This is a genomic window from Zoogloea sp. GW822-FHT05C07 (assembly GCF_058800215.1).
Genome location: NZ_CM179510.1, coordinates 4338979 through 4361671 on the forward strand (window position 1 = coordinate 4338979; position 22693 = coordinate 4361671).

A 22693-nucleotide genomic window follows, 5' to 3' on the forward strand; every position below is an offset into this window, starting at 1 on the left:
TCTGCGGACTCAGGATTCCAGGCGGGCGGCGATTTCGGCCAGCGTCGCCTCGAGGGCCGTGGCCAGCTCTTCGGCGAGCGTCAGCGCCTCGGGCTGGGATTGGCGGGAGGCCTGTTCGGCGCGCAGGGCCAGGGCCATCAGCGCGTTGGCCATGATGTTGCCGGACGAGCTCTTGAGCGGGTGGGCAATGGGCGCGATAGCGCCGATATCACCGCCGGCCGCGGCTGCGCGCAGTGTCGCCACCGTTGGGGTCTGGCTCTGGATGAATACGCCGAGCAGGCGGCGGATGAAGTCGGCTTTGCCCGGAAAGCGTGCCTCCAGCGCCGGCCAGTCTATCGTGCTAGCCGAGCGCTCCATGGTGTGCCGGCGGATCAGCGCGACCAAGGCTTCCGGGTCGATGGGTTTGCTGATCTGGGCACTCATGCCGGATGCCCGGCAGCGTGCCTGTTCCTCGGCGCCCGAATTGGCCGTCTGGCCGATGATCGGCAGGTCCGGCGAGTGTGCATGGATGCGCCGTGCCGCTTCGTAGCCGTCCATCTCGGGCATCTGGATGTCCATCAGCACCAACTGGAAGTCTCCGGGAGCGGCTTTGGTGATGCGGTCGACCGCAGCAATACCGGTGCCGACGATCTCGACCTGAGCACCCTCGTAGCGCAGGATGTCGTCCAATACGATCTGATTGATCTCGTCGTCCTCCGCGGCGAGAACCGTGATGCCCGTCAAGCGGGGCGTAGCGGAAATGTCTTGTGTTGTCTCGTTCATCGGATTTTTCTCCCCGTAGCCGGATCCGCGTTATTTTTGTGAAAACCCCTGACGGGGCGTGGCGGGATGGGCCGGAGCAAGCGGTCCATCCCGCGTACAGCGTACTACTTATAAGACTTCCGCCGCGTGGTCCGCAAGCCGCGAGCGTTCGCCGCGCTGCAGCGTGATGTGGCCGGAATGTGGCCAGCCCTTGAAACGGTCCACCACGTAGGTCAGGCCCGACGAACCCTCGGTGAGGTAGGGCGTGTCGATCTGCGCAATGTTGCCGAGGCACACCACCTTGGTGCCGGGGCCGGCTCGGGTGATCAGCGTCTTCATCTGCTTCGGTGTCAGGTTCTGCGCCTCATCGATGATCAGGAACTTGTTGATGAAGGTGCGCCCGCGCATGAAGTTCAGCGACTTGATCTTGATGCGGCTGCGGATCAGGTCGCGGGTGGCCGCGCGGCCCCACTCGCCGCCCTCGCCGGTGGTGCCGTTGAGCACGTCCAGGTTGTCTTCCAGCGCACCCATCCACGGGGCCATCTTCTCTTCCTCGGTGCCCGGCAGGAAGCCGATGTCCTCACCGACCGGCACGGTGACGCGGGTCATGATGATCTCGGAGTAGCGCTTGCTCTCCAGCACCTGGGTCAGGCTGGCGGCCAGCGTCAGCAGCGTCTTGCCGGTGCCGGCCTGGCCGAGCAGGGTGACGAAGTCGATCTCCGGGTTCATCAGCAGGTTGAGGGCGAAGTTCTGCTCCCGGTTGCGGGCGGTGATGCCCCACACGTTGTTCTTCTGGTGCGAGTAATCGACGAGGGTCTCGAGGGTGACGGTCTTGCCGGCCTTGTCCTTGACCCATGCCTGCAGCGGCTGCTCGCCCTCCTGGTAGACGAACTCGTTGATCAGCATGTCCGGCGCGTCCGGGCCCTTGATCTTGTAGTAGGTCCGGCCTTCCTGCTTCCACGACTCCATGTCCTTGCCGTTGGCGTCCCAGAAGGCCGCGTCGATCTCCTTGGTGCCGGTGTACAGCAGGTCGGTGTCTTCGAGGACCTTGTCGTTGAAGTAGTCCTGCGCCTCCAGGCCCAGTGCGCGGGCCTTGATACGCATGTTGATGTCCTTCGAGACGAGGATCACCGAACGCTTCCGGTCGAACTTCTCGAACAGGTACATCACCACCGCGAGGATCTGGTTGTCGCCCTTGGAGGTGGGCAGCGCGGCCGGCAGCTGGCTGTTGATGGCCTCGGTCTGCAGGAACAGGCGGCCGCTGGCCAGCTCGCTGGAAGGGCCGACCAGGCTGATGCCGGCTTCGATGCCTTCCGGGCAGCTCTGCACGATCTCGTCGAGGGTGCGGCTGGCCTGGCGCGCGTTGCGGGCGACTTCGGACATGCCCTTCTTGTTGGAGTCGAGCTCCTCGAGGGTCATCATCGGCACGAAGATGTCGTGCTCTTCGAAGCGATAAAGGCTCGTCGGGTCGTGCATCAGCACGTTGGTATCGAGGACGAAAAGCTTGGTAGCGGGGGTCTTGGACTTCGCAGGGCGTCGGGTAGCCATGATGTCGGTCTTCTCGTCGGTCGTGGAAGGGGGTGGAGCTGTCCTGCTTTATAAGGTTTTCACGTAGTCGAGCACCTCCTGGGCGTGGCCGGGGACCTTGACGCCGCGCCATTCGCGGCGCAGCACGCCGTCGGCGTCGATGACGAAAGTGCTGCGTTCGATCCCGCGCACCTGTTTCCCATACATGTTTTTCAGCTTCATGACGCCGAACAGCGCGCAGGCGGTCTCGTCCGGATCGGAGACCAGATCGAAGGGCAGAGCCTGCTTGGTGCGGAAGTTGTCGTGGGATTTGAGGCTGTCCCGCGACAGGCCCAGCACGACAGTGCCGGCGGCCAGGAACTCGGGATGCAGGTCGCGGAACTGCTGGCTCTCGGTGGTGCAGCCGGGGGTACTGTCCTTCGGGTAGAAATACAGCACCACCTTGCTGCCCTTCAGCGCGGAAAGGGTGAGCGTCTGCCCGCCGGTGGCGGGCAGGCTGAAATCGGGTGCGGCCTGGTCTAGCATGATTTCTCCGGAAATTGATTATTCCGGCGTCAGCCTAATCCCAAGATGCAGGCCTGGCAATGCATCCAGGCATATGAAGGGTATTCACTCCGGATCGAACAGAAGCGCGGCGGCCACGTTACGATGTTCCGCTACCAGGATGTTGTAGGTCCGGCAGGCCGAGCCCAGATCCATCACTTCCAGCCCGATGCGGGCGTCGATCAGCGCGCGCATCAGGCGCGGCTGCGGGAAGCGCTGCTTCATGCCGGTGCCGAGGATCAGGATCTCGCAACCCAGCGCTGCCAGACGCTGGAAGGCGGCTTCGTCGAGGGTCTCGAAACCGCCAGCGTGCCAGTCGGTTTCGATGCGTTCGGGCATCACGAGCACGCTGGATTCGTAACGGGTATCGGAAACCATCACGTGGCGGGCGTCGTAGCGGGCGATGGTGTTGTACTGCGCACTCTTGTCGAGGTGGAGTTTCATGGGTGGCTTCTCTGCAGTGGGCACTCTTACTGATTGATTGGACGCGGATTTGCCCGGTCCGGGTGGCTTGGGTAACATTATAGCTTTGCGTCGCCGGGCACCCGACCGGGTTTCACCACCGATCGTCCCTGACGGGGCCATGATCATGAGCCGCCAAGCCAAATTGCGGGTCGTCAACGAGCAGCCCGCGCTCACCAGTAAGGAAACGGAAACCGCCGTGCAACCAATCCGCAAGTCCGACAAGCTCGCCAACGTCTGTTACGACATCCGCGGCCCCGTGCTGCAAAAGGCGAAGCAGATGGAGGACGAGGGCCACAAGATCATCAAGCTGAACATCGGCAACCTGGCCGCGTTCGGTTTCGACTCCCCCGAAGAAATCCAGCTCGACATGATCCGCAACCTGCCCAATGCCGCAGGCTACTCGGACTCCAAGGGGATCTTCTCGGCCCGCAAGGCGATCATGCATTACACCCAGCAGAAGCACATCAAGGGTGTGACGCTGGAAGACATCTACGTCGGCAACGGCGTTTCCGAACTGATCGTAATGGCCATGAACGCGCTGCTCAACAGCGGCGACGAAGTGCTCGTCCCGGCCCCCGACTACCCGCTGTGGACTGCCGCGGTGAGCCTTTCCGGTGGCACGCCGGTGCACTACATGTGCGACGAGGCCAACGAATGGCTGCCCGATCTGGCTGACATCCGCGCCAAGATCAGCCCGCATACCCGCGCCATCGTCCTGATCAACCCGAACAACCCGACGGGCGCCGTCTATCCGGACGAAACCCTCAAGGCCATCGTCCAGATCGCCCGTGAGCACGGCCTGATCATCTACGCCGACGAGGTCTACGACAAGGTGCTGTACGACGGCATCGAGCACACCTCCATCGCCTCCCTGTCGGAAGACGTGCTGACCGTCACCTTCAACGGCCTGTCCAAGAATTACCGCTCCTGCGGCTACCGCGCCGGCTGGCTGGTGGTGTCCGGCGACAAGCGTCCGGCCGCCGACTACATCGAAGGCCTCAACATGCTGGCCTCGATGCGCCTGTGCGCCAACGTGCCCGGCCAGCATGCGATCCAGACCGCCCTCGGCGGCTACCAGAGCATCGAAGACCTGGTTGCGCCCGGTGGCCGCATGCGTCGCCAGCGCGACCTGGCCCACGAGCTGATCACCGCCATCCCGGGCGTCAGCTGCGTCAAGCCGAAGGCTACGCTGTACATGTTCCCGCGCCTCGACCCCAAGATCTACCCGATCGAGGACGATCAGCAGTTCATCGCCGAGCTGCTCGAGGCGGAGCGCGTGCTGCTGGTTCAGGGCACCGGCTTCAACTGGCCGAACCCGGACCATTTCCGTCTGGTCTTCCTGCCCCACGAGGAAGACCTGAAACTCGCCATCGCCCGCATCGCCCGCTTCCTCGAAAGCTACCGCAAACGGCACGGCACCTGATGCCGGGAGAGGGAAGGTGGCCGAGCCGCCAAACATGCGCTCCCAACCCTTCCTTGTCCCAGACTCTCAACCCTAGACCCTTACCTTCACCAGACACATGAAACCCATCAATGTTGGCCTCCTGGGCATCGGCACCGTAGGCGGTGGCACCTTTACCGTTCTCAAGCGCAACGAAGAAGAAATTACCCGCCGTGCCGGCCGGCCGATCCGCATTACCGCGGTGGCCGACAAGAACCTGGAACTGGCGAAGAGCGTGGCGGGCGCCGGCGTGCGCGTCACCGACGACGCCTTCTCGGTGGTCGCCGACCCCGAGATCGACATCGTCGTCGAGCTGATCGGCGGTTACGGTGTGGCCAAGGAACTGGTGCTGAAGGCCATCGAGAACGGCAAGCACGTGGTCACCGCCAACAAGGCGCTGCTGGCCGTGCATGGCAACGAGATTTTCGCCGCTGCCCAGAAGAAGGGCGTGATGGTGGCGTTTGAAGCCGCCGTCGCCGGTGGAATTCCCATCATCAAGGCACTGCGTGAAGGCCTGTCCGCCAACCGCATCCAGTGGCTGGCCGGCATCATCAACGGCACCACCAACTTCATCCTGTCCGAGATGCGCGACAAGGGCCTGCCCTTCGCCGAGGTGCTGAAGGAGGCCCAGCGTCTCGGCTACGCCGAAGCCGACCCCACCTTCGACATCGAAGGCGTTGATGCCGCCCACAAGGCGACCCTGATGGCCTCCATCGCCTTCGGCGTACCGGTCCAGTTCGACAAGGCCTACGTGGAAGGCATCACCAAGCTCGAAGCGGCCGACATCAAGTACGCCGAGCAACTGGGCTACCGCATCAAGCTGCTGGGCATCGCCCGCCGCCGCCCGCAAGGCATCGAGCTGCGCGTGCACCCCACGCTGATCCCCGAGAAGCGCCTGATCGCCAACGTGGAAGGCGCGATGAACGCCGTGCTGGTGCAGGGCGACGCCGTCGGCGCCACGCTGTACTACGGCAAGGGTGCCGGTGCCGAGCCGACCGCCAGCGCCGTGATCGCCGACCTGGTGGACGTCACCCGCCTGCACACCGCCGATCCGGAACACCGCGTGCCGCACCTGGCCTTCCAGCCGGACCAGATCACCGACGTGCCGGTGCTGCCGATCGAGGAAGTCGAGACCAGCTACTACCTGCGCCTGCGCGTGCTCGACAAGCCGGGCGTGCTGGCCGACATCACCCGCATCCTGGCCGACCAGTCGATCTCCATCGATGCCATGCTGCAGCGTGAGCCGGAAGAGGGCGAGTCCCAGACCGACATCATCATTCTGACCCACCTGACCATCGAGAAGAACGTGGACACCGCCATCGCCAAGATCGAAAGCCTCGATTCCGTGGCCGGCAAGGTGACCCGCCTGCGCCTCGAGAACCTCTGATAAGGTTCGGTCGGCAATAAAAAACGCGGCTCGATGAGCCGCGTTTTTTTATGCCCCGCCGGCGTGAAGGCCGGCGGTTTGGAGACGTGATCAGGCGTCGTCGCGGGCAGCACGCTTGCGCTCGTGCTCCTTCAGGAAACGCTTGCGCAGGCGGATGGACTTCGGCGTGATTTCCACGATTTCGTCATCGGCGATGAATTCGATGGCGGATTCGAGGGTCAGCTGGATCGGGTTGATCAGGCGGACGGCTTCGTCGGTACCGGAAGCACGGACGTTGGTCAGCTGCTTGCCCTTGATCGGGTTCACGACGAGGTCGTTGTCACGAGTGTGGATGCCGATGATCATACCTTCGTAGAGGGCGTCGCCCGGGCTCACGAACATGCGGCCGCGATCCTGCAGGTTCCACAGGGCGTAGGCCACGGCTTCGCCGTCGTTCTGGGAGATCAGCACGCCGTTGCGACGCTCGGCCATGGTGCCGGCCATCGGGCTGTAGTCGTCGAACACGTGGCTGGCCAGACCGGTGCCGCGGGTCATGGTCAGGAATTCGCCCTGGAAGCCGATCAGGCCACGGGCCGGGATGCGGTATTCGAGGCGCACGCGGCCCTTACCGTCCGGCGCCATGTCCTGCAGCTCGCCACGGCGGCGGCCGAGTTCTTCCATCACGCTGCCCTGATGTTCCTCTTCCACGTCGACGGTGAGCATTTCGTACGGTTCACACTTGACGCCGTCGATCTCCTTGAACACCACGCGCGGACGGCTGACGGCCATTTCATAGCCTTCGCGGCGCATGTTTTCGAGGAGGATGGTGAGGTGCAGTTCGCCGCGGCCGGACACTTCGAAAGTGTCGGAGTCGCTGGTGAAGTTGACGCGCAGGGCGACGTTCTTGAGGAGTTCCTTCTCGAGACGCTCGCGGATCTGGCGGCTGGTCACGAACTTGCCTTCACGGCCGGCCAGCGGGGAGCTGTTGACCATGAAGTTCATGGTCAGGGTGGGTTCGTCCACAGCGATCGGGGTCATGCCTTCCAGACAGTCCGGATCACACAGGGTCACACCGATGTTGACCTGCTGGATGCCCGCCACCAGCACGATGTCGCCGGCTTCGGCAACCTCGGCGGGGGAGCGTTCCAGGCCCTTGAAGGTCAGGATCTGGGAAACCTTGCCCTTGCCGCGGTTCTCGTCGCCGTACATCACGACCAGTTCCTGGTTGGGCTTGATGCGGCCACGCTTGATGCGGCCGATACCGATCTGGCCCATGTAGGTGGAGTAGTCGAGGGAGCAGATCTGCATCTGCAGCGGGCCTTCGGCGTCAACTTCGGGAGCCGGCACATGCTTGAGGACGGCTTCGAACAGCGGGCGCATGTCCTTGCGCTCGTCTTCGAGGTTTTCCATCGCGAAGCCGTTGAGGCCGGAGGCGTAGATGATCGGGAAGTCGAGCTGCTCGTCGGTGGCGCCGAGCTTGTCGAACAGATCGAAGGTGTGGTTGATGACCCAGTCGGGGCGGGCGCCCGGACGGTCGATCTTGTTGATCACGACGATCGGCTTGAGACCCAGGGCCAGCGCCTTGCGGGTCACGAAGCGGGTCTGGGGCATCGGGCCCTCGACGGAATCGACCAGCAGCAGCACGCTGTCAACCATGGACAGCACACGCTCCACTTCACCGCCGAAGTCAGCGTGTCCCGGGGTGTCGACGATGTTGATGTGGGTGTCGCCGTACTGGATCGCACAGTTCTTCGACAGGATGGTGATGCCCCGTTCCTTTTCGAGATCGTTGCTGTCCATCACTCGTTCGTTGACCTGCTGGTTGTCGCGGAAGGTGCCGGACTGGCGCAGGAGTTGGTCGACGAGGGTGGTCTTGCCGTGGTCAACGTGGGCAATGATTGCTATGTTGCGGATGGAACGGGACATGGGGCTGGACACCGGAAGTGCTTGAATAAACCCATATTTTAGCATGTCTTGCGCGACGCAGCATCGACAGGCCCGGTTTTGGGGCGTGCTAAGATGCGCGGCCAACACGGATTTTTGAGGAGTAGCCGGCATGCTGGCGATTATTGGCGGTAGTGGATTGACCCAACTGGCGAGCCTGGACCTGATCCGCAGGGAAGTGGTGCGCACGCCCTACGGCGAGCCTTCCGGGGCGCTGACCTTCGGGCGTCTGTGCAATCGCCCGGTGGTGTTCCTGGCCCGCCATGGCTACGGCCACACCATTCCGCCCCATCGGGTGAACTACCAGGCCAACCTGTGGGCGCTTCATCAGGCCAAGGTCGATGCGATCATCTCGGTGGCTTCGGTCGGTGGCATCCGGGCAGACCTGTGTCCGGGTACGCTGATCATCCCCGATCAGATCATCGACTACACCTGGGGGCGCAAGAGCACCTTCCATGACAGCTCCGAAGAGCCTGTCGTGCATATCGATTTCACCGATCCGTACGACGCGGCGCTGCGCCGGCGCATTCTTGCCGCCGGTGCGCTGGCGGGCGAAACCCTCATCGACGGCGCGGTGTACGCCGCCACCCAGGGGCCGCGTCTCGAAACCGCGGCCGAAATCAACCGGCTGGAGCGTGACGGTGCCGACCTGGTAGGCATGACCGGCATGCCCGAGGCGGCTCTGGCCCGTGAGTTGGGCATTCCTTACGCTGCGATCAACGTGGTGGCCAATTTCGCCGCCGGCCGTGCCAGCAGCGCCAGCGGCATCTGCTTCGACAGTATCGACGTGGTGTTGCGCGAAGCCATGGGCCGCGTGCGGCGCGTTCTCGACCACATCTGCGAAGCATGATCCGCGACGTTCTGCGCATGGGCGATCCGCGCCTGCTGAGGGTGTCCAGGCCCGTCAAGGCCTTCGGCACCCCCGAACTGGCGACGCTGATTGCCGACATGCGCGACACGATGCGGCACCTGAGCGGCGCGGGCATCGCCGCGCCGCAGATCGGCGTCGATCTGCGCGTCGTGATCTTTGGTGGTGGTCCGAGTCCGCGGTATCCGGATGCGTCGGCGGTGCCGGATACCGTGCTGATCAACCCGATCCTGACTCCGCTGGGCGAGGACGAGGAGGGCGGCTGGGAAGGTTGTCTGTCGGTGCCCGGCTTGAGGGGCTGGGTGCCGCGCTGGTCGCAGCTGCGCTATAGCGGGTTCGATGAGCACGGGGCGCCGATCGATCGACTGGCGACCGGCTTCCACGCCCGCGTGGTGCAGCACGAATGCGATCACCTGGATGGCGTGCTGTATCCGCTGCGGGTGCGCGACTTCTCGCGCTTCGGCTTTACCGACGTGTTGTTTCCGGATGGTTCGGCAGCTGCCGACGACTGAGCGCCGGCCGCTTTCCGGGCTGCTTTCCGCTCAGACGGCCAGCTTTTCCAGCAGATCCGATTCGATCTTCAGTACCTGGGCGTCCTGGGTCAGACCGGGGCCGCTGATCAGGAAGGTATCCTCGACGCGCTCGCCGAGCGTGGCGATCTTGGCCGTGTGCAGGTTGATGCTGTAGCGGGTCAGCGTTTCGGCGACGCCGAACAGCAGGCCGGGGCGATCTGCCGCGGTGACCGACATGATGAAATGCTGGCCGCGCTCGTCCGGCCGGATGCTTACTTCCGGCGTGATCGGGAAGTGCTTCACTTCCCGTGACAGGCGGCCGTTGGCGGGCTGGTCCACTGGTGCGTTGGTGCGCAGACGCTCGGTGAGGTCGTGCTCCAGCAGATTGATCAGGTCGCGGTAATGCACCTCTTCCTGGCCCGGGTCGAGCAGCACGAAGCTGTCGAGCGCGTAGCCGTGGCGGGTGGTGTGGATCTTGGCGTCGGCGATGGTGAAGCCGAGGCGCGCGAAGAAGCCGCACAGGCGCATGAACAGATCGCGCTGGTCCTGCATGTAGACCATGACCTGCAGGCCTTCGCCCACGTGGCTGAGGCGCGCCTTGACGACCGGCTCGCCAGCTTCTACCCGGTAGTACAGCATGCGGGCGTGCCAGGCGATTTCTTCCGGGTCGTGGCGCAGGAAGTAAACCGTGTCGAGCTGGTCCCACAGGGCGTCTTCGGTGCCGGGGCGCAGGCCATAGTAGCGCAGCAGGTTGCGGGCGTCGTCCTGGCGGATCGGCGTGCCCAGGGCCTGTTGCGGTGTGGCGCCGCGGAGCAGGCGCTGGGTGGTGAAGAATAGGTCCTCGAGCAGCTTGCCTTTCCAGCCGTTCCAGACCTTCGGGCTGGTGCCGCGGATGTCGGCGTGGGTCAGGATGTACAGCGCCGTCAGGTTGCGTTCGCTCTTGACCCGTGCGGCGAAGCGGCGGATCACGTCCAGGTCGGACAGATCCTGCTTCTGTGCGACGTTGGACATGGACAGGTGGTGCTCGACGAGCCATTCCACCAGGTCGGTGTCCGCTGCCTCGATGCCGTGGGATTCGCAGAAGTCCCGGGCGTCCTTCATGCCAAGCTTGGAGTGGTCGCCGCCGCGGCCCTTGGCGATGTCGTGGAATAGCGCGGCGATGTAGATCAGCCACGGTTTTTCGAAGCTGGTGCACAGGCGCGTCAGCAGCGGGTATTCGTGGGCGTGTTCGGCTACCACGAAGCGGCGTACGTTGCGCAGCACCTGCAGGATGTGCTGATCCACCGTATAAACATGGAAGAGATCGTGCTGCATCTGGCCGACGATGCGTCGCCAGGCCGGCAGGTAGAAGCTCAGGATGCCGTACTGGTTCATGCGTCGAAGCTCATGCACGACGCCGCGCTTCTGCTGCAGCAGGCGCAGGAACAGCGCTTTGTTGGCCGGATTCTGGCGGAATTCGGCGTTGATCAGCTTGCGCCCGCGCCACAGGGCACGCAGCGTGCGGGCCGTCATGCCTTTTAGTTCCGAGCGCTGTTCGAGCAGCAGGAAGCACTCGAGCAGTGCACTCGGATGGCGGTCGAAGATGCCCTCGTCGCGCACGTCCAGCAGCTCGCGAACGCACTGGAAGCGTTCGTTGATGTTGATCGCGGCCGGGTAGCGGTTGGGAAAGAACTCGACGCCGAAGTTCAGCAGCAGGATGGTATTGAGTTGGGTGACCTTCTTCGCCGTCCGGTAGTACTCCTGCATGAAGACTTCGGAGGCTCGTCGCACGTCGTTGGATTCGTAGCCGAACTGGCGGGCAAGCTTGTCCTGGTGGTCGAACAGCAGTCGGTCCTCCCGGCGGCCCGTGATGTGGTGCAGGCGGATCCGCGTGTGCTGCAGAAAGCGCTCCACCTCGCGCAGTTCGGTGGCTTCCTCGTCGGTGATCAGGCTGTGCTTCGCAAGATCGCGCCAGTGGGTGCCGAAGCCCGCCGCTCGGCTGACCCAGCCGATCAGCTGCAGGTCGCGCAGGCCGCCGGGGCTTTCCTTGCAGTTGGGTTCCAGGGAATAGGGTGTTTCGTTGTGGCGCGTGTAGCGCTGCTCCTGCTCCAGGCGCTTGGCCTTGAAGAACTGGCCCGGGTTGAGCCGTTCCCGCAGGTGCTGCTCGAACTGTTCATAAAGGGGCCGGTTGCCGCACAGGAACCGGGCCTCCAGCAGATTGGTCATGACCGTCACGTCGAGGGCGGCTTCCTCGAGGCACTCCGCTTCGGTCCGCACGCTGTGGCCGATGTCCAGGCCGACGTCCCAAAGCAGGCCGATCATCTGGGTCAGGCGCTCCTGCAGGTCCTCGTCCGGCTGGTCTTCGAGCAGGAACAGCAGATCCACGTCCGAACAGGGGAAGAGCTCCCCGCGCCCGTAGCCGCCTACGGCGACCAGCGTTGCCGACGTGGGCAGGCCGAAGTCCTTCCACAGGTCCAGCAGGACGCCGTCAACCAGGTGGGTGCGGCCCTTGAGGATGGGGTCGGTCAGCGGCCGGGCCTCGTAGGCTGCGCGCAGGGTTTCGCTGCCGGCCTTCAGGCGGCCCTTGTAGCGGGCGATGAGTTCCCTGGCGACGTCGAGCGGAATGATGGAGGCGGTCTCGGGCATGTTCTGGCGGAAGCTCAGGGCAGGAGGTGGGCGACGACGTCCGGGCGGGCGGGGGAGCCTGCCGACAGGGTCAGGACTTCGACGCCTGTCTCGGTGACGAGTAGCATGTGTTCCCATTGGGCCGAAAGGCTGCGATCGCGGGTGACGATGGTCCAGCCGTCGGGGAGCTCAGAGATGGCGGCCTTGCCGGCGTTGATCATCGGCTCGATCGTGAAGATCATGCCGGGTGCAAGTTCCAAGCCCGTTCCGGGCTTGCCGTAATGGAGCACCTGGGGGTCTTCATGGAAACTGGCGCCGATGCCGTGCCCGCAGAACTCGCGGACTACGGAGAAGCCATTCTTCTCGGCGTGGGTCTGAATCGCGTGGCCAATATCCCCGAGATGGGCACCAGGCTTCACTTGCGCGATGCCGAGCCACAGGCATTCGTATGTAATATTGCACAGCCGCTTCGCTAGAATGCTGGCGTCGCCAACGATGAACATGCGGCTGGTGTCGCCGTGGTAGCCGTCCTTGATGACCGTGATGTCCAGATTGACGATATCCCCCTTCTTGAGGGCTTTGTCGCTCGGAACGCCGTGGCAGACCTGGTGATTGATCGACGTGCAGATCGACTTGGGGTAAGGCTTGTAGCCGGGCGGACAGTAATTGAGCGGCGCAGGAATGCAACCTTGCACATCTACCATGTAGTCATGGCATAGCTTGTCGAGTTCGGCGGTGGTGATGCCAGGCTTGACGAAGGGGGTGATGTAGTCCAGGACTTCCGAGCCCAGACGGCCCGCGATGCGCATCTTTTCGATTTCTTCGGGCGTTTTTATGGAGACGCTCATGGAGGCAAGCTTTGTTGGGTTTCAGGCCTATTAGGCTAGCTCAAGCCGACCCCGCCGGCAACGCGACGGGCTTTGCGTCTCGGTTGAGGCGGTCTTGAGAGGGGTCTGCAAATGCTGATATACTCGGAGGCTTGTCTGGCTGGTGCCAGGCAAAATTCACACGCCTGACCCCTTGGGGTTTGTGAATCCTTGTTATGGATTCAAAGCGGAGCCGTCGGCAGAATGGCTGTACGGCAGGTCGGGCGGCGGTCAAACCTCAGTATTGGAGTAACAAATGTCTGTCACCATGCGTCAAATGCTCGAAGCGGGCGTTCACTTCGGCCACCAAACCCGTTTCTGGAACCCGAAGATGGCCCCGTTCATCTTCGGTCAGCGCAACAAGATCCATATCGTCAACCTCGAGAAGACCCTCGTCAAGTACAACGAGGCCATGGACTTCGTGCGCAAGCTGGCTGCCAATCGCGGCAACATCCTGTTCGTCGGCACCAAGCGCCAAGCTCGTGAAATCGTTGCCGAAGAAGCCCGTCGTGCTGGCATGCCTTATGTCGATGAGCGCTGGCTCGGCGGCATGCTGACCAACTTCAAGACCGTCAAGGTTTCCATCAAGCGCCTGAAGGACATGGAAGCCATGGTCGAAGACGGCTCCGTCGAGCGTCTGTCCAAGAAGGAAGCCCTGCTGGCCTCCCGCGAACTCGAAAAGCTGCAGAAGAGCCTCGGTGGCATCAAGGATCTGGGCGGCCTGCCGGACGCACTGTTCGTGATCGACGTCGGCTACCACAAGATCGCGATCACCGAAGCCAACAAGCTGGGCATCCCGGTCGTGGCTGTTGTCGATACCAACCACACCCCCGAAGGCGTTGACTTCGTGATCCCGGGTAACGATGACTCCTCCCGCGCGATCCGTCTGTACGCCCGTGGCGTTGCCGATGCGGCCCTCGAAGGCAAGAACCAGGTGATCCAGGAAATCGTGGCCGCCGGCTCCGACGACTTCGTCGAAGTGGAAGACGGCGCCGAAGAGCAAGCCTGATTTCCGTCGAATCCGATCAACTAGTTATTAGGAGCAAGCATGGCGGAAATCACCGCAAGCATGGTCAAGGAACTGCGCGAAAAGACTGACGCGCCGATGATGGAGTGTAAGAAGGCCCTCGCCGAAGCCGCTGGCGATATGGACAAGGCCGAAGAGATTCTGCGCGTCAAGCTGGGTAACAAGGCCTCCAAGGCTGCTGCCCGCGTGACCGCCGAAGGCATCGTCGGTGTGTACATTTCCGGCGACGCCAAGCTGGGCGCTATCGTCGAAGTGAACTGTGAGACCGACTTCGTCGCCAAGAACGACGATTTCCTGGCTCTGACCAAGAACCTCGCTGAACTGGTCGCCACCAAGAACCCGGCCGATGTGGAAGCCCTCTCCGCGCTCGAGATCAATGGTCTGAGCGTCGAGGAAACCCGCAAGGCGCTGGTTGGCAAGATCGGTGAGAACATGACCATTCGTCGTTTCTCCCGCATCGACGCCAAGGGCGCTGTGGCCAGCTACATCCACGGCGGCTCCAAGATCGGCGTTCTGATCGACCTCGTTGGTGGTGACGAAGCGCTGGCGAAGGATATCGCCATGCACGTCGCTGCTTCCAAGCCGAAGTCCCTGGATGCTTCCGGCGTGCCCGCCGAGCTGCTGGACGTCGAGCGTCGTATCGCCATCGAGAAGGCCCGTGAAGCCGGCAAGCCGGAAGCCATGCTCGAGAAGATCGCCGAAGGCACCGTTCAGAAGTTCCTGAAGGATGTCACGTTGCTGGACCAGGTCTTCGTGAAGGCCGAGGACGGCAAGCAGACCATCGCTCAGCTGCTGAAGGCGAAGGGCGCTTCCGTTGCCGGCTTCACCCTGTACATCGTGGGTGAAGGCATCGAGAAGAAGGTTACCGACTTTGCTGCTGAAGTGGCCGCCCAGGCTGCTGCCGCTGCCCAGAAGTAAGAAAGGTGACAGGACGATGAGCCAGCCCGCTTACAAGCGCATTCTCCTCAAGCTTTCCGGTGAGGCCCTGATGGGTGATGATGCTTATGGCATCAACCAGGAAGTGGTGACCCGGATCGTCAGTGATGTGGTCGAAGTTACACGCATCGGTGTCGAGGTCGGGATTGTGATTGGCGGCGGGAACATCTTCCGTGGAATGGCGGGCGCTGCGACCGGTATGGATCGCGCGACCGCCGACTACATGGGGATGCTGGCCACCGTCATGAACGCAATGGCCCTCGGCGACGCGTTCCGCGCCGCCGGGGTCAATGCCCGAGTTCAGTCCGCGCTGCGTATCGATCAGGTGGTCGAGCCGTACATCCGCGGAAAAGCAATCCGCTACCTTGAAGAGGGGCGGGTGGTCATCTTTGGTGCCGGTACCGGCAATCCGTTCTTTACGACCGATACGGCGGCTGCACTGCGTGGCTCCGAAATCGGTGCGGATATCGTGCTCAAGGCCACCAAGGTTGATGGAATCTACACGGCAGATCCCAAGAAGGATCCGTCCGCGACCCGCTTCCACAAGATTTCGTTCGATGAAGCCATCGCACGCAATCTGGCGGTGATGGATGCGACGGCGTTTGCGCTGTGCCGTGACCAGCGTCTGCCGATTAATGTCTTCAGCCTTTTCGAGAGTGGCGCCCTGAAGCGCGTCGTTCTTGGCGAAGATGAAGGTACGCTGGTTTATTGCTGAGGAAAAAGTGATGATTCCAGAGCTGAAGAAAACGACCGAGCTCAAGATGCAGAAGTCCATCGATGCGCTCAAGCAGGATCTCGCCAAGGTGCGTACCGGTCGTGCGCATGCAGGGATTCTGGACCATGTGATGGTCGATTATTATGGCAATCCCGTGCCTATCAACCAGGTTGCGAACATCACGCTGATCGATGCCCGCACGATCGGTGTCCAGCCTTGGGAAAAGCCGATGGTTGGCAAGGTCGAGAAGGCTATCCGTGATTCGGACCTCGGTCTGAATCCGGCGTCGCAGGGTGAGATCATCCGCGTGCCGATGCCGCCTCTGACCGAGGAGCGTCGCAAGGAACTGATCAAGGTCGTCAAGCACGAAGGCGAAAGTACAAAGGTTGCCGTGCGCAATTTGCGCCGTGATGCCAACGCATCGCTGAAGGATGCCGTCAAGGCGAAGACGATCTCCGAAGACGACGAGCGTCGTACCCAGGATGACGTCCAGAAACTGACCGACAAGGCGATCGTCGAAATCGACAAGCTGCTCGCTCAGAAAGAACAAGAACTGATGCAGATCTGACCTTCGCGGTCAGATTTTTTCCGCTCTCCTTCAGACGGACGGATCATGGTGCGATTGCCCTTTCTCAGCTCCACGCGGGGTGTACCCGAGGCAGCGAAAATTCCGCGGCATATCGCCATCATCATGGACGGCAACGGGCGTTGGGCGCGCAAGCGCCTGATGCCTCGGGTTGCTGGCCATGCGAAGGGCGTCGATGCCCTGCGGGAAGTCATTCGGACCTGTCTGGATCGCGGGGTTGAATATCTCACGGTCTTTGCGTTCAGTTCGGAAAACTGGCGTCGTCCCAAGGACGAGGTCTCTTTCCTGATGCAATTGTTCGTGAAGTCGCTCAAGCTGGAGATCGAGCGTATTCACCGCAACAACATGCGTTTGCATGTTGTTGGCGATCTGGCTGGCTTCGACAAGCCGCTGGTGGATTTGATCCGTGATTCGGAAGCCCTCACGGCGGCCAATACGGGCATGCATCTGACGATCTGCGCCAACTACGGTGGGCGTTGGGATGTCCTGCAGGCCGTAGAGAAGATGCTGGCTTCTTCCCCTGGCGTGACGAGCGGATTCTCGGAAGATGATCTCGCGCCGCATCTGGCCCTGAGTTTTTGCCCCGAGCCGGATCTCTTTATTCGTACGGGTGGCGAGCAGCGCATCAGCAACTTCATGCTGTGGCAGCTGGCTTACTCGGAACTCTATTTCACCGACAAGCTCTGGCCCGAATTCGGGGAGGCCGCGCTGGACGAGGCGATCCTGTCCTATCAGCAGCGCGAGCGCCGGTTTGGGCGCACCAGTGAGCAGGTCGTGTCCGGCGGGCCAGACTCTTCCGTTCCAGGCCATGCTTAAAGCGCGGGTCATTACCGCGCTCGTCCTGCTGGTGGGCTTGCTGTCGGCACTATTCCTGCTGCCGGCCGTCGGTTGGCTTGTCTTTTCATCCCTGATCTGCACACTCGCGGCAACCGAGTGGGCTTCCATGCTTGGGTTCTCTACCTTGCGGAAGCGCCTGTACGCGTTGTTGCTGGGGGGGCTGTGCCTCGCCATGGGACTTGTTGCTGGCCTGCATCTGGAGGCGACGGTCGCACCGTTTGCGCTGGAGCCGATCTATGCGGTCGGGGCCATCTTCTGGTTGCTGTGCGTACCGTTCTGGCTGCGTGCCAAATGGCGTCTACCCGAGAGTGCGGCGGCACCCTTGATCGGTTGCGTGCTGCTGGTGCCGCCCAGTCTCGCCATCGCGCATCTTCGGCTACTCAGCCCGTGGCTGCTGCTCGGGGTCATGGCCGCGGTGTGGATTGCCGACATCGCCGCCTATTTTGTCGGGCGTGCCTTCGGCAAGCGCAAGCTGGCGCCGTCCATCAGTCCCGGCAAGAGTTGGGAGGGGGCCTATGGCGCGATGGCCGCAGTCACGCTGTATGGTCTTGCCAGCATCTCCCACTGGGGTTCCGTCAAAGGGCTGGGGCTGTTGCCAGTGGCCCTTTTGTTGGTGGGCTTTACGGCACTCAGTATCATCGGCGATCTGTTCGAATCCCTCGTCAAGCGTCAGGCTGGCGTGAAGGATAGCGGGACCTTGCTGCCCGGCCATGGAGGGGTGCTCGACCGGATCGACAGCCTGACCTCCACGTTGCCGGTCGTCGCGCTGATCGCCCTCTGGATGGCACGATAAGGATCATGATTCAAGGGAAAAAGCTCATTACCGTGCTGGGGGCGACGGGTTCCATCGGCGTCAGCACGCTCGACGTGGTTGCGCGTCATCCGGATCGTTACGGCGTTTTTGCATTGACGGCCCACCGGCAGGTGGACAAGTTGCTGGCCCAGTGTCTCGAGCATCGTCCGGCCTACGCGGTCGTGGCAGGCGCCGATGATGCGCTGCACCTGCAGGCGATGCTGGAGCGTGAAGGTTGTTGCACCGAGGTGCTGTCCGGCAGCGAGGCCTTGATCGAGGTCGCATCGGCACCCGAGGTCGACATGGTCATGGCGGCCATTGTCGGTGCGGCGGGCCTGCCTCCTGCGCTTGCCGCTGCACGTAGCGGCAAGCGGATCCTGCTGGCCAACAAGGAAGCCCTGGTGATGTCCGGGGCGCTGTTCATGCAGGAAGTCGCAGCGGGTGGCGCAAGTCTGCTTCCCATCGACAGCGAGCACAATGCGATCTTTCAGGGCCTCCCCGCAGGGTTCGAGCGTGGTCTGGACGGTAGCGGCGTGACCCGTATCCTGTTAACGGCTTCCGGCGGGCCTTTCCTCAACAAGCCCATCGACGAGCTTGCAGCGGTAACGCCGGAAATGGCGTGCGCCCATCCGAACTGGGTGATGGGGCGCAAGATTTCCGTCGATTCAGCGACGATGATGAATAAGGGGCTGGAGGTTATCGAGGCCTACTGGCTGTTTGGCGCATCCGCCGACCGTATCGAAGTCGTGATTCATCCCCAGAGCGTGATCCACTCGCTGGTCGCCTATGCGGACGGCTCAGTGCTGGCCCAGCTTGGCAATCCGGACATGCGTACGCCCATTGCCCATGCGATGGCCTATCCGGAGCGCATCGATGCCGGCGTTAAGCCGCTGGATCTGTTCGAAATCGGACGTCTCGACTTTCAACGACCGGATTTCGGGCGCTTCCCGTGTCTGGGCCATGCGTACCGGGTGCTTCGCGAGGGTGGCATCGCACCAGCGGTGTTGAATGCCGCCAACGAAGTGGCCGTGGCGAGCTTCCTGGACGGCAAGCTGGGTTTCGAGCGGATCGCCGGCATTATTGCTGCGACCCTCGACGCTATCGAGCCCCAAGTGGCCGATTCCCTGGGCGTGGTCCTCGAAGCGGATCGCCGGGCCCGCGAGTGCGCGGCCCGTTTCGTCGAACAGGTATCCCGCTGACCGCCATGAGCTTGCTGGATTACCTCATTCCCTTTGCGCTGGCACTGGGCATCCTTATCGTCGTGCATGAGTTCGGGCACTACATCGTTGCCCGCCTGTGTGGCGTGAAGGTATTGCGTTTCTCCCTCGGTTTCGGCAAGCCGCTGTTGGTCTGGCGCAGCGGGCGGGATCGCACCGAGTGGGCGCTGTCGGCGTTTCCACTAGGCGGTTACGTCAAGATGCTCGACGAGCGCGAGGCGCCGGTCGCCGATGAAGAGCTGCATCGTGCCTTCAATCGGCAGACCGTCTGGCGTCGCATCGCCATTGTCGCGGCCGGGCCACTGGCCAATTTCATGCTGGCGATTGCCTTGTACTGGGGGCTGTATTGCAGCGGCGTGGAAGAATTGCGGCCCCGCCTCGGCGCGCCTGTCGCGGCCAGTGCTGCGGAGCGTGCTGGTTTCACCGATGGTGAGTTGGTCCGCTCGGTAGACGGCCACCCGGTGGCCACCTTGCAGGAGCTCCGTTGGCAGTTGTTGCAGCACGCCTTCGAGCGGCGCACGGTCACGGTAGAGACGATCAATTTCAAGGACGAGATCGCCTTTCGTCCGCTCGACATGGCCGGCATTCATGTGGATCAGGGAGAGCAGGACATCAGCGTCCAGCTTGGGCTCAGCCTCTATCGACCGAATGTGCCGGCGGTGCTTGGTGTCTTGAGTGCCGGTGGCGCGGCTGAGCGGGCTGGCTTGAAAAGCGGGGACCGGGTTCTCCGCATCGGTGACAAGCGGATTGGTGGCTGGGGTGATCTGGTCGAGACGGTCCGCGATGCGCCGGGTGCCGAGCTGGAATTCGAAGTGTCGCGTGACAACGTTCCGCTGGTCCTGAAGGTCGTGCCCACCTCGGTAGAGGAAAAGGGGCGGAGCATCGGCAGGATCGGCGTTGCTGTGGCAGATGCGGATCTCCGCCGTGATCTGATGTTCACCATCGTCCAGTACGATTTCGTCGATGCGTTCGTCAAGGGCGTGGCCCAGACCTGGGATACCGCCGCGTTGAGCGTTTCGATGCTGGGACGCATGATCGTCGGCGACGTTTCCGTTAAAAATCTGAGCGGTCCGGTAACAATTGCCGATTTTGCCGGGCAGTCGGCGAAGATGGGCTTGGCCCATTACGTCAAGTTCCTGGCCCTGATCAGCATCAGCCTCGGTGTGCTGAACCTGCTGCCCGTCCCGGTGCTCGATGGTGGGCACTTGTTGTATTATGTGATCGAGATCATCAAGGGCGGCCCGGTTTCCGAGCGGGTTATGGAAATCGGTCAGCAGATTGGAATGGCTCTGCTGGCGGCGCTAATGGCTTTTGCCTTCTACAACGACATCAACCGCCTTGTTGCTAGCTGAAATCGGATGAATTCCAAGCTTCTTCCCGGGCTGATCGCCGCACTTTTCGTGGCATCGCCCGCCTTGGCCTTCGAGCCATTCGTTGTCAAAGATATTCGTGTTGAAGGGATTCAGCGGACCGAGGCGGGAACTGTATTCAGTTACCTGCCGGTCAAGGTCGGCGAACGCTTTTCGGACGAAAAGGCTTCCCAGGCCATCAAGGCGCTGTTCGCCACGGGTTTCTTCAAGGATGTCCGGATCGAGGTGGACAACGATGTCATCGTTGTCGTGCTCGACGAGCGTCCAGCGATCGCCCAGGTCGATTTCGTCGGAATCAAGGAGTTCGATAAGGACGCGCTGAAGAAGGGCCTCAAGGAAGTAGGTCTTGCCGAGTCGCGCATCTTCGACCGTGCGGTGCTCGAGCGCGCCGAGCAGGAGTTGAAGCGCCAGTATCTGTCCAAGGGTTTGTACGGCGTCCAGATCACGACGACCGTCACGCCGCTGGAGCGGAACCGCGTCGGCGTGAACTTCAATGTCGTCGAAGGCGAGGCCGCCAAGATCCGCCAGGTCAGCATCATCGGTAACCAAGTGTTCAAGGAGAAGGAGCTGCTGGAGCTGTTCTCCCTGACGACGCCGGGCTGGATGACCTGGTATTCGAAGAGCGACCAGTACTCCAAGCAGAAGCTGTCAGCCGACATCGAAACGCTGCGTTCCTACTATTTGAACCGCGGCTACCTGGATTTCACCGTCGATTCGACGCAGGTGTCCATCACGCCGGACAAGAAGGACATCTACATCACCTTGAGCGTGACCGAAGGTGAGAAGTACACAGTTTCCGATGTCAAGCTGGCGGGGAACATGGTGGTGCCCGAGGCCGAGTTGCAGAAGCTCGTCAAGCTTAAGGCCGGCGATACTTTCGTACGCGACAACGTCACCGCGACGACCAAGGCGATCACCGACCGGCTCGGCAATGCCGGCTACGCGTTTGCCAACGTGAATGCCGCGCCCGAGGTGGACAAGGCCAAGCGTACGGTCGCCTTCACGGTCTTCGTCGATCCTGGTCGCCGGGTGTACGTGCGCAAAATCAATTTTGCAGGCAACGCGCGGACCCGTGACGAGGTGATCCGCCGTGAAATGCGCCAGATGGAAGGCGCGTGGTACGACGGCGAAGCCCTCAACCGCTCCAAGGTGCGTTTGGATCGTCTCGGTTATTTCGATGAAGTGACCATTGAGACCCCGGCGGTGCCAGGCTCGACCGACCAGGTGGATGCGAATTTCACGGTCAAGGAACGGGCAACCGGCAACCTGATGCTCGGTGCGGGTTTCTCCAGCTCTGAAAAGGTCATCCTGTCCGCGTCGATCTCCCAGCAGAACCTGTTCGGTACGGGTAATGCGATGACGCTGCAGATGAACACCGGTCGCATCAACAAGACCATCGCGCTGTCCTTCACCAATCCCTACTGGACGATCGACGGCGTCAGCATCGGCTGGGATCTCTATCAGCGTAACGTGGATCCGACTTCGCTGTCGGTGGCGACCTACAAGAGTTCGTCCATCGGTGCAGGCATCCGCTTCGGCTACCCGATTGCCGAGGATGACCGGATCAACTTCGGCCTGGCCGTCGACCAGACTACGATCAAGGTCTACGACTCCAGCCCGTCGCCCTACGTCGGTTTCGTGAATACCTTCGGCGACACGGCCAAGAGCTTGCTGGCGACCATCGGCTGGTCCCGCGACCGGCGTGACAGCTTCGTGTATCCGACTTCAGGCGTGTATCAGCGTGCCTCGGTGGAAATCGCGACGCCGGCGCTCGACATGCGCTACATCCGCGCCAACTACCAGCACCAGTACTGGATTCCGTTTGGCGGCGGCTACGCCTTGATGATTAACGGCGATGTCGGCTACGCCCATGGTTACGACGGCAAGGAACTGCCGTTCTACAAGAACTTCTACGCCGGCGGTATCGGTTCGGTGCGTGGTTATCAGCAGAGCACGCTGGGCCCGCATTACACGGATTCGTCCGGCTATGTCCGTGCGCTTGGCGGTAACCGCCGCGTCATCGGCAATGCCGAGTATTACTTCCCGATGCCGGGTTCCGGCAAGGACAAGTCCATGCGTCTGTCGCTGTTTGCGGACGTGGGCAACGTCTGGGGGGCCGATGAAAAGGTGCAGGCTTCGGATTTGCGTTACAGTGCGGGCTTGGCGTTCTCCTGGAGTTCTCCGGTGGGGCCCCTGAAGTTCAGTCTGGGCGACGCGTTGAAGAAAAAAGAAGGCGACAAGACGCAGAAATTCCAGTTCCAGCTGGGTACGGTGTTCTGATTGTTGCCGAGTGGCAAGCAGATGGAGGTTTGAGTGAAAGGTATTGGTTTGTCCG

General features: G+C 62.2%; 20 protein-coding genes. 13 read left to right on the forward strand and 7 right to left on the reverse strand.

Annotated features, from left to right (window positions below; all coding sequences use genetic code 11):
- Positions 1 to 9 precede the first annotated feature (9 nt).
- The 4 genes from AC3QL2_RS19990 to AC3QL2_RS20005 form a co-directional block, all read right to left on the reverse strand.
- On the reverse strand, positions 10 to 762 hold the full coding sequence (locus AC3QL2_RS19990; RefSeq protein WP_493232954.1) for an Hpt domain-containing response regulator: 753 nt from the start codon (positions 760 to 762) through the stop codon (positions 10 to 12).
- A 108-nt stretch (positions 763 to 870) separates the two neighbouring features.
- Positions 871 to 2289: a PhoH family protein gene (locus AC3QL2_RS19995; RefSeq protein WP_493232953.1), complete on the reverse strand. Its 1419-nt coding sequence runs from the start codon at positions 2287 to 2289 to the stop codon at positions 871 to 873.
- A 48-nt stretch (positions 2290 to 2337) separates the two neighbouring features.
- Positions 2338 to 2793, reverse strand: coding sequence for a peroxiredoxin (locus AC3QL2_RS20000; protein ID WP_493232952.1), 456 nt, complete (start codon positions 2791 to 2793; stop codon positions 2338 to 2340).
- 84 nt (positions 2794 to 2877) lie between these two features.
- Entirely contained in the window at positions 2878 to 3255 is a 378-nt protein-coding gene (locus tag AC3QL2_RS20005) for an Mth938-like domain-containing protein (protein ID WP_493232951.1), read from the reverse strand.
- Positions 3256 to 3400: 145 nt separating this feature from the next.
- Between AC3QL2_RS20005 and AC3QL2_RS20010 the strand changes: the two genes are divergently transcribed.
- Positions 3401 to 4699, forward strand: coding sequence for a pyridoxal phosphate-dependent aminotransferase (locus AC3QL2_RS20010; protein ID WP_493232949.1), 1299 nt, complete (start codon positions 3401 to 3403; stop codon positions 4697 to 4699).
- A 97-nt stretch (positions 4700 to 4796) separates the two neighbouring features.
- Positions 4797 to 6104 carry a homoserine dehydrogenase gene (locus AC3QL2_RS20015; protein WP_493232948.1) on the forward strand — a complete coding sequence of 436 codons (1308 nt, stop codon included), beginning with the start codon at positions 4797 to 4799 and terminating at the stop codon, positions 6102 to 6104.
- Between the two features lie 90 nt (positions 6105 to 6194).
- Here AC3QL2_RS20015 and typA read toward each other — a convergent pair whose 3' ends face one another.
- Positions 6195 to 8009 carry a translational GTPase TypA gene (gene typA, locus AC3QL2_RS20020; RefSeq protein ID WP_493232947.1) on the reverse strand — a complete coding sequence of 605 codons (1815 nt, stop codon included), beginning with the start codon at positions 8007 to 8009 and terminating at the stop codon, positions 6195 to 6197.
- Positions 8010 to 8139: 130 nt separating this feature from the next.
- Here typA and AC3QL2_RS20025 point away from each other — a divergent pair, with 130 nt between their 5' ends.
- Complete coding sequence (locus AC3QL2_RS20025) at positions 8140 to 8877, forward strand: S-methyl-5'-thioinosine phosphorylase (protein ID WP_493232945.1); 738 nt, start codon at positions 8140 to 8142, stop codon at positions 8875 to 8877.
- Complete coding sequence (locus AC3QL2_RS20030; RefSeq protein WP_493232944.1) at positions 8874 to 9407, forward strand: peptide deformylase; 534 nt, start codon at positions 8874 to 8876, stop codon at positions 9405 to 9407. Before AC3QL2_RS20025 ends, AC3QL2_RS20030 begins: the two co-directional genes overlap by 4 nt.
- Before the next feature lie 30 nt (positions 9408 to 9437).
- On the opposite strand, the gene AC3QL2_RS20035 is transcribed toward AC3QL2_RS20030, so the two are convergent.
- Entirely contained in the window at positions 9438 to 12032 is a 2595-nt protein-coding gene (locus AC3QL2_RS20035; protein ID WP_493232942.1) for a [protein-PII] uridylyltransferase, read from the reverse strand.
- Between the two features lie 14 nt (positions 12033 to 12046).
- Positions 12047 to 12859 (reverse strand): type I methionyl aminopeptidase, encoded by an 813-nt coding sequence (map, locus tag AC3QL2_RS20040; RefSeq protein ID WP_493232941.1) that lies wholly within the window; start codon positions 12857 to 12859, stop codon positions 12047 to 12049.
- Positions 12860 to 13133: 274 nt separating this feature from the next.
- On the opposite strand from map, the gene rpsB reads away from it, so the two are divergent.
- Genes rpsB through bamA form a run of 9 tightly spaced genes read left to right on the forward strand, consistent with a single transcriptional unit; the run spans position 13134 to position 22638 of the window.
- Complete coding sequence (gene rpsB / locus AC3QL2_RS20045) at positions 13134 to 13886, forward strand: 30S ribosomal protein S2 (protein WP_493232939.1); 753 nt, start codon at positions 13134 to 13136, stop codon at positions 13884 to 13886.
- 39 nt (positions 13887 to 13925) lie between these two features.
- Positions 13926 to 14822, forward strand: a complete 897-nt coding sequence (tsf, locus tag AC3QL2_RS20050; RefSeq protein WP_481122132.1) for a translation elongation factor Ts — start codon at positions 13926 to 13928, stop codon at positions 14820 to 14822.
- 16 nt (positions 14823 to 14838) lie between these two features.
- On the forward strand, positions 14839 to 15555 hold the full coding sequence (gene pyrH, locus AC3QL2_RS20055) for a UMP kinase (protein WP_493232938.1): 717 nt from the start codon (positions 14839 to 14841) through the stop codon (positions 15553 to 15555).
- 10 nt (positions 15556 to 15565) lie between these two features.
- Positions 15566 to 16123 (forward strand): ribosome recycling factor, encoded by a 558-nt coding sequence (gene frr, locus AC3QL2_RS20060; RefSeq protein WP_481122134.1) that lies wholly within the window; start codon positions 15566 to 15568, stop codon positions 16121 to 16123.
- A 45-nt stretch (positions 16124 to 16168) separates the two neighbouring features.
- A complete protein-coding gene (gene uppS / locus AC3QL2_RS20065; RefSeq protein ID WP_493232937.1) occupies positions 16169 to 16957 on the forward strand; it encodes a polyprenyl diphosphate synthase in 789 nt (262 codons plus the stop codon).
- Positions 16950 to 17771, forward strand: coding sequence for a phosphatidate cytidylyltransferase (locus AC3QL2_RS20070; protein ID WP_493232936.1), 822 nt, complete (start codon positions 16950 to 16952; stop codon positions 17769 to 17771). Before uppS ends, AC3QL2_RS20070 begins: the two co-directional genes overlap by 8 nt.
- 5 nt (positions 17772 to 17776) lie before the next feature.
- Positions 17777 to 18970, forward strand: coding sequence for a 1-deoxy-D-xylulose-5-phosphate reductoisomerase (ispC, locus tag AC3QL2_RS20075; protein WP_493232935.1), 1194 nt, complete (start codon positions 17777 to 17779; stop codon positions 18968 to 18970).
- A 5-nt stretch (positions 18971 to 18975) separates the two neighbouring features.
- Positions 18976 to 20340 (forward strand): RIP metalloprotease RseP, encoded by a 1365-nt coding sequence (gene rseP, locus AC3QL2_RS20080; RefSeq protein ID WP_493232934.1) that lies wholly within the window; start codon positions 18976 to 18978, stop codon positions 20338 to 20340.
- A gap of 6 nt (positions 20341 to 20346) precedes the next feature.
- Entirely contained in the window at positions 20347 to 22638 is a 2292-nt protein-coding gene (gene bamA / locus AC3QL2_RS20085) for an outer membrane protein assembly factor BamA (RefSeq protein WP_493232933.1), read from the forward strand.
- Positions 22639 to 22693: the final 55 nt, after the last annotated feature.